Genomic DNA, 14,219 nt, shown 5'->3' on the forward strand with positions numbered 1-14,219 from the left:
TAGCTTGGAACCACTGTCGAGCCGCTAAATAGAACGAGGAGGAGTCAAAGTAATGAAACCTATGAAGGTAAAATGGATGAGCGGGTTAATGGCTTTGCTTGTTTTTATCGGTATAATTTTCCCTTCACATGCGGCATTTTCTAAGAATGCCCCGTCGGTAACGGATGCGGTTTATACGGTAACCGACGCAGTTTATGCGCTGCCTTTGGATGGAACGGATAAGTCATCTGCTTTGACGAACTTATCGGCCAGCATTACTCAGAATGGTAAGGAGATTACCGTAAATGAAAAGATCAGTCATACAGACCCGATCTCGGTGTCAATCTCTTTCGGAGTACCTGTAGAAGGGGATGAACCCACTCCGGCCAATCCGATTAAAAAGGGAGATACGGCTTCTTTTCGGCTGAGCAAGGGCTTTAAGGTTGTGGCGGGGACTTCCATCCCATTAACCTTTGGCGGTCTGCCAGTAGCTCATGTTGAGCTTGTATCGGATAGTGCAACTCAGGAAGTGACCGCCAATATTATCTTTGATGGTGCTGACGAGGTATTTGATGGCAGCACTGGCATCAATTCCGTTACAGGGAGATTCAATGCAGAATTGCAGTACGATGCCAGCGGCAGCGGAGGGGACGAAGGGGATCATACCGTTATGATTCTGGAAAAGACCTATACCGTAAATGTGCCGCCAGTAGAAATTATATATACTTCGTCCAAAAGCGGAACTCCAGACCTTGCGAACAAGCGTATCAACTGGGAAGTCAAGCTGGGGGCCACACAGTCTGGGAATCCGATTGATTTGCAGGATTACACCTTCAAAGACGAGTTGTCCCAGGTTGGAGAGTATGTGGCCAATTCCTTTGAAGTTAACGGAACGAAAAGAGATCTGGATGTGTCAGGCTCTGAATTAGCTTATACCTTTCCGGATAATTCGGTAGGCGAGCAGATCATCACGTTCCAGACGGTTATTCCGGATGAAAAATATTTTGCCGGGGGAGAACAAAGGGTTTTCAATCGTGCAGCATTGCTGGATTCCGAAAGTAAGGTCGTGCAGGAGCCTGTGTCTAATGTGCCCTGGAATAATAAATGGATCGAAAAGACGGGGAGCAAAAGTGATGAAATCAACAATGGCGTCTACGATCCAGCCAATCGTACGATTACCTGGACGATCACTGCAAATCAACCTGGTGCTACATTGGAGAACCTGACCATTACAGACCAGTTGCCGCAAGGCCTGGAATGGGAATCTGCCAAGTGGACTACAGGCGGTACGGAAACATCGATTACTGCAGAGCCAACGGATGGCAAGTATGTGCATCCTGACAGTGTGGTAAATCAGCAGGTTGTATTGACCATCGTAACTAAAGTTAAAGCAACCGGCCCTACCACTGGAATAACAGAGTTTGAAAACGCAGCTAGCGTGGATTGGACGGGAAGAACGGGAACCACTCCAAGCGCTAGTGCAACTGTTGGTATCGGTTATAGCGCTATCAACAAGTCTGGTGTCATCGATTACAACAACCGTCAGGTGAAATGGACGATTAATGTCGATGCGAAGGGTCAAATCATCCCTGATCTCAAGGTATATGATCTGCTGGTGTATGGCAGCAGCATCGACCTGAATCAAGTGAGCGGGGTACCTGCCGGTATTGACGCTAAAGAACTGATTCCGCGTTATCATCAGAAATATGTAGATCAATCCGCTAATACTTCGGGCTCTGCAAATTTCAATGTCATTGCCATTGAACAAGGTGGACAACGCGTTGCAGACTTGCTGGTGTTCTCGAACTTGTCTACTGCTGATAAGAATACTATGAGCTATGATAGCCAGATTGTGAACCCGGATATCTACGCAGGAAATAAAACATCTCAGGTGTACAATACCGCGATGTTATACAGCGGCACCACCTTGTTGAATTACGCTACCAGCCATGTAAGTTATAACAGCCATCTGTTAGCGAAGGAATTGCTGAAGAGAGAAGCGATTGCTGATCCGATTAGCGGAGTCAACAATAGCACTAAAACGGCAGCAGAAGGCTTTGATTACGTCGATAAATCCGTGATCTTCCGGCTGAGCATTAATGCGGACGGACTGGACTTTAACAGTGTGAAGAACGCAGACGATGAAGTGCTGGGCCAAGTCACGGTAACGGATACCCTGCCTGAGGGCTGGGAGTTCGTGGACATTAACCCAGGCCAGCCTTATCTTGCTTTTAAAGGAGAAAAGGATAAGGACAATGGGGCTTCTGTCAACGCTACGGGGAATGCAGTGACATTGCAGGACGCGAAGATTACAGGCAGCACAGCAACCTTTACGTTTGCTACGCTGGATCAGCCTTACGTCATTCTGGTGAAGGCAAAGCCAACAGCAGCAACGCTGGCTGATTATTTTAACAACAACAAGACTTCTACAGTAGTTAACCAGTTGAAGCTGTCGGCAGCAAACTGGAATACTGGGGTAAATGTGGAGCAAAGTGTTTCGGTCAAGAGTACGCTTGTAGATAAATCCAATAAGGTTCCAGAAGCCGGTATACTCGATTGGACGGTAGATTACAACCCGTATCAGCTTCAGGATGTTGGAGAGACCATTGAGGATACCTTGCCAGCAGGTCTGGATTTGCGCACAGATGCTCAAGGGAACTTGCTGATCGAAGGGAATATTACAGCCAGGGAAATGATCTTGCAGCCAGACGGCACGCTTGGGGAAGGCACGCTCATTCCGCTGATTATTGGAACAAACATCAAGTACGACCCTCAGAGCCGTGTACTAACCTTTATTCTGGCGGACACGAATAAGGCTTATCGCTTCACCTACCTGACAGATATTACCAGCGATACAGGCAAGGTAACTAACCATGTTCGCCTGTCGAACGGTAATGCAAATTCTATTGAAGATGCGGTGGAATATGCCGTTAGCAGTATGGATGCAGCGGCTACGCTGCAAAGAAACGGTTGGCTTGAAATCACCAAAACAGATGGGAATACAGGATTGGCCGGGGCAAAGTTCACCTTGTTCTCGGAAGATGGAAGCACCGTTATTCGTCAAGGAATGACGGCAGCAAACGGTAAGATTAGACTCAAGGTCATTCCGGATGGGAAATATGTGCTTCGGGAAACGGCGGCGCCTGTCGGGTATACCCTGGACAGCACAGAGCATGAGGTCATCGTTTCAACTTCCGATAGTCAAATTACCACCTCCATTGACGGCAAGACAGGAACAGATTCAAATTTATTGACTGTGACTAACTTTTTGACAGGCACAGCCGGCAATTTGGCTATTGCCAAAACGGTAGCCGGAAATGCCGGGGATTTGAGCAAGAAGTTTGAGTTTACGATTACCTTTAATGGAGCCAACGGGACCTACGATTACACAGGTTCGGGAGGAGCAAGCCACGGAAGCTTGCAAAGTGGAGATACGATTTCATTGGCTCACGGTGAAAGGATCGAGATTAAGGGGTTGCCTGAAGGCACAGCCTATACCGTAACCGAAGCTGATTATTCGGCCGACGGGTATATAACGGCCAGCAGCGGTACTTCTGGAAAGATTATCGCTGATGCTACGCAGACGGCTGCATTTACGAATACCAGGGACACAGGCAGTCTGGCTATTAACAAGACGGTCGCCGGCAATGATGGAGATCAAATTAAGAAATTTGATTTTACAGTAGCTCTTGATGGCGCGCCCGGTACTTATAAGTACACTGGAACGGGTGGGGCAGCAGACGGAACTATTCAAGACGGCGATACCATTTCGCTGGCCCATGGTGAAGGCATTATGATTACCGATTTGCCTAAGGGGACGGCATACCGTGTAGTTGAAGCTGATTATTCGGCGGAGGGGTATACAACAGTTAGCAGTGGTGTTTCCGGGGAGATTGTTGCTGATGATATCCAAACCGTTACTTACGTGAATACAAAAGACAAACCAGGCAGCTTGGTTATTAGCAAAACGGTAGCCGGCAATGCTGGAAATAAAAATAAGAAGTTCGATTTTAAAGTAACGTTTGATGGGGCTTCTGGCAGGTATGCTTATACAGGAATAGGGGGAGCAACGGACGGAACGCTTCAGAGCGGGGACACGATATCGCTGGCTCACGGGGAGAGCATTGCGATTCAGGGTCTGCCTAAGGACACCACATATACGGTGACTGAGGAAGACTACACCAAGGAAGGTTACAAAATGACCAGCACCGGAGCCTCCGGTGTAATTAAAACGGATGAAGTACAAACGGCTGCATTTACTAATACGAAGAGAAAAAGTTCGCCGTGGAATCCTGGCGGGTCCACACCTGATCGGCCTGACCGGCCTGAGGAGCCTTCTAAGCCCGAGGAGCCAGGAAAGTCAAATGAGGAGCCAGGAAAGTCAAATGAGGAGCCAGATCATCCAACGACTCCAGGAATCCCGGTACCCGGTGATCCTGACGTCCCCCATGAGCCTGGTGAGACCATTGGGAACACGGGTGGAGACCATGGCAATCAGGAGGGAGACGTAACCACTCCAGATGCTGAGAATGATGGACAGGGAACAGCGGCTGGCCAGCTTGAGGCGGGCGATAGCGATGATCTGGAGAAGCCAGCTTCTCCGGGCAACCAAGCAGTTCAGACGGGAAATGGCACACCTAAAACCGGTGAATCCATCTACCAAGGAATTGCCCGCGTTGGATTGTGGACTTCGCTGCTATCTTTGCTGGTATGGTCTGGGGCATATTACTGGCTCCGATTAAGAAATAGAAAGAGCGTTATGAAATAAAGCAATTTGAGAGGGCTTGTGCTGCGAGAGAAATTGAGCGGGCGCAGGCCCTCTTTGATGAAGAGGGACATAAAATGGAAGATAAAGATACGAGACAAGGAACAGGGAACACGGGTATCCGTAGATTATTGCGGGTTTTGATAGGGTTAAGCCTGCTTGGAGCTGTGATCTCTGCATATACGCTTATCTCCGCCAACCGGGAGTATGCCGCTGGAGATGAGTCTTACGAGCAACTTCGCCGTGAGATAAAGCTGACTTCCGCAGCGGATGAATCGGCATCGCTTGCCAAAGCTGCGGAGAGCTCTGATGGGAGGACGATGAAGCTTATAGATTTTGAGCAGTTGCGGCTGGTTAATCCGGACGTCACAGCCTGGATTACGGCCGAGGAGAGTGTTATTGACTACCCTGTCGTACAGGGTGCGGATAATGAATACTACTTAAACCACCTGTTCACCCGTGCTCCGAACAAGCTGGGGAGTCTATTTGTGGATTATCGTACGCCAGGCGACTTTACGGCCAGAAATACCATCATTTACGGACATAATATGAAGGATGGCTCAATGTTCTCTTCGCTAACGAAATATAAAGATCAGGAATACTTCGAGACTCATCCGACCATGAAGCTGTATACTCCGGATGGAGCCTATACGATTGAACTTTTTGCCGGCATTGTAGCGGATGGCGATTATGAATTTATCCGCTATCAATTTACAGACAATGAAGATTTTATGTCCTATACGGCTGCATTGAGAGAAGAGTCTACTTTTCAAGCGGAGGTAGAAATAGAAGCCAATGACCGAATTGTCGCCTTATGTACCTGCTCTTATGAATTCAATAATGCCAGGTATGCCTTGTTCGGAAAGCTGGTTCCCATCAAATAGATTGATTCGAGTGAAAAAGCAGCAAGCAAGGGGGGATTTCCCGAGCTTACTGTTTAGTCACATTCTCTTAAGAATTGAACATCACTTAATTATTTTGCCATGCTTGACCAAAAGGAGTATATTGGACCCTTGTCTTCATGCTTGTTTTACAGTATCCTAGGTTTAAGTTGTTTGAGAGGTTGTTCAAATCGGATTTGATTCTTCCAGTTATTGGTGTTTGAATGTGGCCTCTTCAAGGATGGGTCAGTGAGATATTAAATAGACGGAGGAGAGTTTCAGCAATGTCCAGAAAAGTGACGTTTGACTACAGCAAAGCCTTGCAATTTGTCGGACAGCATGAGATTGATTATTTGACTGAGCCAGTTCGCACAGCTCACGAGCAGTTACATAAAGGTACGGGTGCAGGTTCTGATTTCCTGGGTTGGATCAACCTGCCGACTGAATATGATAAAGAAGAATTCGCCCGCATTCAGAAGGCGGCGGCCAAGATTCAAAGCGATTCCGAGGTGCTGATTGTTATCGGCATTGGCGGTTCCTATCTGGGTGCTCGCGCGGCGATTGAATCGTTGTCCCATTCGTTCTACAATTTGTTGCCGAAGGACAAGCGCAAGACGCCGGAAATTTACTTTGCGGGGAACAACATCAGTTCTACCTATGTAAATCATTTGCTAGACTTAATTGAAGGCAAGGACTTCTCCGTAAATGTCATTTCCAAATCGGGAACGACTACGGAGCCAGCGATTGCATTCCGTATTTTCCGCGCAGCACTTGAGAAGAAATATGGCAAGGAAGAAGCGCGCAAGCGTATTTATGCAACTACTGACCGCGCCAAGGGAGCACTCAAGAAGCTGTCTGATGAAGAAGGCTACGAGGCCTTCGTTATTCCTGACGATGTTGGCGGACGTTATTCCGTGCTTACTGCCGTAGGTTTGTTACCAATCGCTACAGCAGGAATCAGCATTGAGGAAATGATGAAGGGCGCAGCCGATGCGGCGCAGGAATTCAGTAATCCAAATCTGGCGGAGAACGTCAGCTATCAATATGCTGCGGTACGGAACGCTTTGTATCGCAAAGGGAAAGTCACGGAAATTCTCGTGAACTATGAACCGTCCCTGCACTATGTCTCCGAATGGTGGAAGCAACTCTTCGGCGAAAGTGAAGGCAAGGATTACAAAGGAATTTATCCGGCTTCCGTGGATTTCTCCACAGACCTGCACTCCATGGGGCAGTTCATTCAAGAGGGCAACCGGAATATCTTTGAAACGGTCATTCAAGTCAGCGAAGTACCTAGCCATATTACGATCGAGTCGGATCCTGCGGATCTGGACGGATTGAACTTCCTGGCTGGCAAAACGATGGACTTCGTGAATAAGAAGGCGTTCCAAGGCACGCTGCTGGCACATACGGATGGGCAAGTTCCTAACCTGATCGTTAATGTACCGGATATGACGGCATATTCCTTTGGTTATCTCGTCTATTTCTTCGAGAAGGCCTGTGGCATCAGTGGTTATCTGATGGGTGTCAATCCATTTGATCAGCCGGGTGTTGAAGCCTATAAGAAGAATATGTTTGCCTTGCTGGGCAAACCGGGTTACGAGAAGGAAAAGGCTGAATTGGAAGCCAGACTTTCCGAATAAATTCATTCATTGCAAGTCGCATATTGGCTTTAGATGACTAGGACATCAGCGCCAGGAAGCAGTTCGCCGGAAATTTTCGGAGGGGCTGCTTCTTGGCACATTCATAAGGATGGGTTTTAGATGCTGGAGAAGTACAAGACGGTTCGACAAGCCGGCGAGAAGGAAATCGTAATTAAAAAATCGAGGTTTATCGGACACGTCAAACCGGTAGAAACCGAAGCTGATGCTATCCTCTTCATTGAGGAAATCAAGAAGAAGCATTGGAATGCGACGCATAACTGCTCTGCCTATATGATTGGGGAGCGGGATGAGATTCAGAAGCAGTCCGATGATGGAGAGCCCAGTGGCACTGCGGGCAAGCCTATTCTGGAGGTCATCAGGAATCAGGGCTTAAAGAATGTGGCTATCGTGGTTACCCGTTATTTTGGTGGAATTATGCTGGGTGCGGGAGGGCTGATTCGTGCTTATACGGATGGAGCTGTTGCAGCCATCGAGGCAGGGGAAGCTGTTACCCAGATGCTTCATCAAGAGGTATATGTGGAACTGGATTATACTTGGCTGGGCAAGGTGGAGAATGAATTGCGAAGCCGGAACATCCGTACGGGAGAGACGATGTTCACGGAGAAGGTAATATTATGCTGTCTGCCTTTCCATCAAGAAGCAAAGGCCTTTATCGATTGGATGACAGATCTGACCGGAGGGCAGGCCGTGATAACGGAAGGTGACAGGGTTTACTTTATTGAAGGGGAATAATGCCTATGGCAAGAAGAGCAGTAGATCAGGAGTTGTCGAGAGAGAGAATCATGGAAGCAGCCCGGCATCTGTTTATTACCAAGGGTTACCGCGGCATTTCCATGAGAAGCATCGGTCAGCATTTGGGATACAGTCACGGCTCCCTTTATTATCACTTCAAGGAAAAGGCCGAATTGTTTTATGCCATCGTGGTACAGGACTTTGAGTCGTTGACCCACCTGTGTCAGCAGGTAACCAAGCGTACGCCAACAGAAGGCCTCACCAAAGCTGAGCAACTGATGCTGGAATTCATCAAGTATGGTCTGGAGCACCCGCATCAATATGAAATCATGTTTATGCTGAGAGACGAGGAAATACTGGCCTATTGTCGCAACGAACAGACGAAGTGCTTCAACATGTTTGAGTCCATTGTCCGCAGCTTTTTACAAGAAGAGCGGCATCCGCTGGAAAACAATCCTTCCCTGCCATTAAGCATGTTCCTGGGGATGCACGGATTTATCTCTTATTACATTCAAGATCGGTTGACCTTTGAAGAGATCAAGCCGGCCGCTGTTGCCCATGTGAAGATGTTAAGCCACAGCAGTTACCGTATAACGTCATAAGGCGTTTTTGTTTTAGCTTCATACTTTATTGAATTACACTAGCATAGCAGTAGCACTGTATTACATTAATTGACAAAACCATCTGACACGACTGAAAGAGGGGATACCTTCATTCATAACGCGTGTTGGACTGGTTTTATTTTTTTGAAGCTGGATAAGCATGCAGCAATCAGTTGACAAGGAAGTAATTCTCATCTAAACTTGGTACTATAAAAACCATTGTAGTACCAAAATAAACAGGAGGGTGACATCCCATGAATGATATTCAAATTGTGAAGGGGCATTTGCTTTCCAAAGTCGGGGCCAGATTAAATATGCTGGCGATAGATGATATGGCGGAAACCTTGGTGGGTACAAGGGATAGCGGCATTGTGGAGCAAACGTTGCAACGTTTGTGGAGACAGAAGAACAACCGCTTTAGTCATGAATATGTATATGAGGCGAGAACAGGCAGCCAAACCTTGGGAGTGATCACCTGTTATCCGACTAAACTGCTTAACCGCTTGGCCTGGCCTACGGCTAAGCAGCTCTTGACCATTCGCAAATGGCCGCTCGTATCTTATGTATTTAGCCATTTGGGGAGTGTATGGAGTGTGTTAACACTGCGTGAGGGCCGTGAGGACGAATTCCATATCGGTACGCTCGCCACCCTTCCGGAAAGCCGTGGATTGGGGATTGGGACCAAGCTGCTCAGGCATGCAGAGGGCATTGCCAGAGAGCAAGGCTACAAGAAGATGTCTCTGACTGTCAAGCAAAAGAATGAGCCTGCAAGAAGGTTGTATGAGCGCATGGGCTATGAGGTGACGGATAGGCTAGACAAGAAGCCGTTTTTCCTTTATCGAATGGTCAAGCCACTGGCATAGTCAGTGAACAAGCAAGGAGAGGGTTATACACGATGCAAGGCATAGACAAGAGCACCTATTTCAAAATCCTGAAGCTGCTTAGCCAGAAGGGAACGCGCTTTACCACTGAGGATTTGGCCAGAGCACTCGGCACAAGCAAACGAACGGTATATACCTTTTTTGAGAATAAATATGACATCATTGACAAGACCATTGAATTTGTGTTTCAGGAGATCGGCCAGTCCGATCGGGAAATTCTGGCTGATCCGGGACTTGCTTTTCCCGATAAGGTAAGATTATATTTTCAAAACATACCTGACATCTATTACATCGGGATACTGATCCGTTATGCGGATGATTTGCAGCGATTTTATCCCGAGCTATGGGATAAGACGGATCACTATATCCATTCGATGTGGGATGAGCTTATTCATTTGGTGGAGAAGGGCATGGAGGACGGAGTGCTTCATCAGGTCAATACGAAGGTGCTGCGGCTGATGCTGGATCAAACGGTGGGACGGCTGCTGGATTATGAATACACCTTCAAAGAGAAGATAAGCTTTGAGGCGGGGATGCAGGCAATGTGCGACATCATTTTGTTTGGGCTGATGGATCACAAGCCTGGCGAACACAATTGAAACTTTGCTTGAACTATGCTATAAATAAATCAAGTATTTTTATCGGAATATTTATAGTTTATTTGCAAAGGATGTGTCGCTGGCATGCATGTAGAGGTGCAGAATCTGGATAAACATTTTGGCAGCTTCCACGCAGTGAAGAACGTGAGTTTTGCGATTGAGAAAGGGAAGCTGATCGGGCTGCTAGGTCCAAGCGGTGGCGGGAAAACGTCAATTCTTCGCATGTTGGCTGGATTAGAGCAGCCGGATAACGGAGAGATTATCTTCCATGGACAGCGGGTAAATGACTTGGCTCCGCAAGCTCGCGGGATCGGCTTTGTTTTTCAGAGCTACGCCTTGTTCAGACATATGACCGTGTTTGATAACATTGCTTTTGGTCTTCAAGTCAAGAAGGCTGCCAAGGCACAGATTCAACAGCGGGTGACGGAATTGGTAGAGCTGACCGGACTTAGCGGGTTTGAAGGGCGTTATCCCCATCAGTTGTCAGGCGGACAGCGGCAACGGGTCGCCTTTGCTCGTGCGCTGGCTCCAGAGCCCCAATTGCTCCTGCTAGACGAGCCTTTTGCAGCCGTTGATGCGAAAATCCGGCAAGAGCTGCGTTCCTGGTTGCGTCACCTAATTGAACGGGTTGGAATTACTTCCATCTTTGTGACGCATGATCAAGATGAGGCGATCGAGGTAGCGGATGAAATTATGATTATTAATCAAGGGCGTCTGGAGCAAAAGGGCACACCCTGGGATATATACAAGGAACCGGCAACCCCATTTGTGGCCTCATTTATCGGTCAGTCTACGCTGGTAGAGCGAGCGGAAATGCTAAGAGGCTTTGAGACCGAGTGTGGCGGACCAGCCACCAAGGCGCTGATCCGCCCCGAATATGTTGAAGTTGGTCCTGAGCATGAATTTGCTCTGCTGTCAGCCACCTCTCCGGGAATCATCAAGCATTTGCATTTTCGCGGCAGTCAGTGGCTGGTTGAGGTAGAGGTGAACGGGCACACATTAACGACCTTCCGCTCCCTGGAGAAGGAGAGCCTGAGGGCTGGGCAGGAGGTTCGGGTGCTGGTGCACCGGGCCTATCTTTATAATGATGAACGAAATTGGGTGCTGGAAAATCCGTTGAAGCGTGATCCGCTTAGTGTGATCATTTGAGATAACTATCAGTCGAACTAAGGAAAAGGCAAAACAAGCAAGCGAGAAAAATGATTCTGAAGAAGCGTAGCGTTCGCCTTTGTGAAAGGATTTCTACCGTATAAGAATTTATCGAGTAAAAGAAATCCATGAGCAACAGCGATCGTAAGAACATTTTCTCGTCTGCTTCTTTGCGTTAAACATAAGTTCAGCTTATATAGCTACCCCAAGGGCTATATCCCGAAAGTGCCAGGCTTTCCGGGATATAGCCTTTTTTGTTTAGGGCCAAACGACGATTAATACGTTTACATAAGGACTTGAGGAACAGTAATATGAGAGAGTACCAGATAGTTTCAGAATGGGAGGCAGATTCATAAATGAAGAGACTGAGCTTGAATCGATGGAATACGCTCCGCAACCAGATTTTGCTGGGCTTTATGCTGGTGATGGTCATCGTACTGGCTTTGGTCGTTTTTTTTGTATACAACAAGGTGTCCGTGCTGCTGCGCAACACGGCAGAGAGGCATATTGAGCAAACGGCTGTCCAGGCTGCGGGCAAGCTGGATGCTTCCCTTAAGCAAGTGGATACTTTGACAGCTCAAATTGCCACAAACGCTACAGTACAGCGCTTTTTAACTTATGAGGTCGAAGGACAACCTATTACCTTTAGTGAGCGGCAGCTGTTGCAGCAGGAGGTGCGGAAATATGAGGCCTACGCTACGGGCATCCGTTCGCTGGAGATATATACCACAGATTATCAGCGACTGTCTCCCCTGGATGACGGAAGCCTGGCAAGCCGTGTGCCAAGGGAATGGATCGAGCTTGCTGACAGCGTTCAAGGACAGCTTTGCTGGTTCGGGCAGGATGCGCAGGAGAAGGATCTTGTCATTGCCCTGCGGCGTATTCGCTTGGTCGACCAGTCGTTTGCACACGGGGGGTATTTGCTGGTCCGTATGGAGAAAAGCTACTTCGATCTGGACGGCCACAGCACTAGCGACTTGGGGCGTAACCGGGAATCGATGCTGCTCTATGATCAGGTCGGTCACATGCTTGCTTCCAACTTTACCGGGGAAGTGGACTTTGATTATATTTTACAACGAGAGGGAGAAATGGTCACCCTTGGCAAACAGGATTACATATCGGTGCACAAGCAATCGACAGCAACGGGGTGGCGGGTGGTTATGCTGACCCCGGTTGATTATACAACCGAAGGCATCTCGGTGCTTCGCACTTCAGTTCTTGTGTCGGGCATCGTTGGAGCGTTGCTGTTTCTTGTACTGAGCTTGATTTTGTCAACGATGATTACCCGGCCGATTCTGCAATTAATCAAGGCGATGCGCGGTGCTCGTTTCGGGACGTTAAAGCCGAATCAAGCCACCTCCTCTACGATGGAAATTAATGAGTTAAACAATACGTATAATCAGATGGTAGGCTCCTTGAATGAATTGATCGAGGTTGTCTACCAGAAGGAAATTATTCAAAGCCGTACGGAGCTGAAGGCGCTGCAAGCCCAGATTAACCCGCATTTTTTGTTTAACACGTTGGAAGCGTTTTATTGGGCGCTTGAGGAAAAGGGAGAGGAAGAGCTGGCTCAAGTAGTGGTTGCTATGTCCGGCTTGTTTCGATATGTAATTAATCGGAAGGATGAGGACGAATGGGTGACGATCGGGGATGAGCTGGAGCATGCCGAGCGGTACCTGACGATTATGAAAATGAGGCTGCTGGATCGCTTGACCTGGCGAATTGAGGCGGAGGATGATAGCCGCAAAATTTTGATTCCGAAGCTCCTGATCCAGCCGCTTGTAGAAAATGCAATCCTGCACGGAGTCGAGCAGAAGCTGGAGCCGGGCACGATTATATTACGGGTTGTTCCCTCTTCCCGCCTTGGTTATACTACAATTTCGGTCACGGATGACGGACCTGGCATGGATGAAGGGAAGCTGGCTTCACTACATTTGGCTATAGAACGGGGACACTCCGAGTCGGCCAAGGGAAGCGGGGTTGGTCTTGCTAATGTTGGACGTAGAATCAGGCTTTATTATGCAGCAGCACAAGGTGAAATCAAGGTAAACAGCGAAAAGGGTAGCGGGACAACCGTTTCCTTTGACATACCGAATCATGGCAAGGGGGAAGCAAAATGAAAACGATATTGATCGTTGACGATGAGCCGCGAACGCGGGAAGGAATCCGAAAGACCCTCGAAGCCTGGTCTGCCGGGCGTTATCAGATTAAGGCCGCATCCAGCGGTGTGGAGGCGCTTCAGCTTTTTCCAGAGCAGCGGGTCAATCTGGTCATCACTGATATTCGCATGCCGGAACTTGGTGGACTGGAGTTGATTGAGCGGCTGAACGATTTGCCACATTCACCGTTGATCATTGTGATCTCCGGTCATTCCGAGTTTGATTATGCCAAGCGGGCGCTGCAGTTCGGTGTTGTGGATTATTTGCTCAAGCCGCTGGATAAGGGCAAGCTTGTGCAAGCAGTTGAGATTGCGCTGGAGCGAGAGGAGAAGCAAACCCGGATCAAGCGGCTGGAGCGGATGATGGACCCGAGGCTGCTCGAGACGATGCAAGAAGAGAAGGTATATAATGTGCAGATTCAAGAAGCGCTTGCTTATGTGGATGAACATCTGCATCAGAGTATGTCGATGAAGGAGATCGCTGATCATTTACACCTGAATGCAAGCTATTTCAGCGTGCTGTTCAAGGAACAGACCGGATTAACGTTTAGCGAGTATCTGATGCGGCGAAGGTTGCAACGGGCCAAGGGACTGCTGCTGGGAACAACGCTATCCATCACGGAAATTTCCGAACGGATCGGCTATCAGAGCGCTAAATACTTTATCAAGGTATTTCGTGATCAGGAGCATATGAGTCCAAGCCAGTATCGCCAGCAAGCGGCAGAGGCTGGAGAGCGGAACCAATAAAAGTGGTATAAGTCCCAATCAGCATGACCTTACCGCTGTACATAACCCCTGCTAGAATTGAATTA

The 14,219-nt window shown here is 48.2% G+C and carries 10 protein-coding genes; all 10 read left to right on the top strand.

From position 1 onward, the window contains the following. Window positions 1–52 precede the first annotated feature (52 nt). Entirely contained in the window at window positions 53–4,747 is a 4,695-nt protein-coding gene (locus tag C557_RS0116300) for a DUF7601 domain-containing protein (protein ID WP_018752959.1), read from the top strand. A gap of 74 nt (window positions 4,748–4,821) precedes the next feature. Beyond that, complete coding sequence (gene srtB / locus C557_RS0116305; RefSeq protein WP_018752960.1) at window positions 4,822–5,628, top strand: class B sortase; 807 nt, start codon at window positions 4,822–4,824, stop codon at window positions 5,626–5,628. A gap of 281 nt (window positions 5,629–5,909) precedes the next feature. After that, window positions 5,910–7,265, top strand: a complete 1,356-nt coding sequence (locus C557_RS0116310; RefSeq protein ID WP_018752961.1) for a glucose-6-phosphate isomerase — start codon at window positions 5,910–5,912, stop codon at window positions 7,263–7,265. Window positions 7,266–7,385: 120 nt separating this feature from the next. Beyond that, on the top strand, window positions 7,386–8,018 hold the full coding sequence (locus C557_RS0116315) for a YigZ family protein (protein WP_018752962.1): 633 nt from the start codon (window positions 7,386–7,388) through the stop codon (window positions 8,016–8,018). Between the two features lie 5 nt (window positions 8,019–8,023). Continuing rightward, window positions 8,024–8,620 carry a TetR/AcrR family transcriptional regulator gene (locus C557_RS0116320; RefSeq protein WP_018752963.1) on the top strand — a complete coding sequence of 199 codons (597 nt, stop codon included), beginning with the start codon at window positions 8,024–8,026 and terminating at the stop codon, window positions 8,618–8,620. Window positions 8,621–8,874: 254 nt separating this feature from the next. Continuing rightward, a complete protein-coding gene (locus C557_RS0116325) occupies window positions 8,875–9,483 on the top strand; it encodes a GNAT family N-acetyltransferase (RefSeq protein ID WP_018752964.1) in 609 nt (202 codons plus the stop codon). Between the two features lie 32 nt (window positions 9,484–9,515). Next, window positions 9,516–10,100 carry a TetR/AcrR family transcriptional regulator gene (locus C557_RS0116330; protein WP_018752965.1) on the top strand — a complete coding sequence of 195 codons (585 nt, stop codon included), beginning with the start codon at window positions 9,516–9,518 and terminating at the stop codon, window positions 10,098–10,100. An 84-nt stretch (window positions 10,101–10,184) separates the two neighbouring features. After that, on the top strand, window positions 10,185–11,249 hold the full coding sequence (locus C557_RS0116335; RefSeq protein WP_018752966.1) for a sulfate/molybdate ABC transporter ATP-binding protein: 1,065 nt from the start codon (window positions 10,185–10,187) through the stop codon (window positions 11,247–11,249). Between the two features lie 356 nt (window positions 11,250–11,605). Beyond that, window positions 11,606–13,369 (top strand): cache domain-containing sensor histidine kinase, encoded by a 1,764-nt coding sequence (locus C557_RS0116340; RefSeq protein WP_018752967.1) that lies wholly within the window; start codon window positions 11,606–11,608, stop codon window positions 13,367–13,369. Beyond that, window positions 13,366–14,154 carry a response regulator transcription factor gene (locus tag C557_RS0116345; RefSeq protein WP_018752968.1) on the top strand — a complete coding sequence of 263 codons (789 nt, stop codon included), beginning with the start codon at window positions 13,366–13,368 and terminating at the stop codon, window positions 14,152–14,154. The genes C557_RS0116340 and C557_RS0116345 overlap by 4 nt, the downstream gene beginning before the upstream one ends. Window positions 14,155–14,219 lie beyond the last annotated feature (65 nt).

Source organism: Paenibacillus sanguinis 2301083 = DSM 16941 (assembly GCF_000374825.1).
GTDB lineage: Bacteria > Bacillota > Bacilli > Paenibacillales > Paenibacillaceae > Fontibacillus > Fontibacillus sanguinis.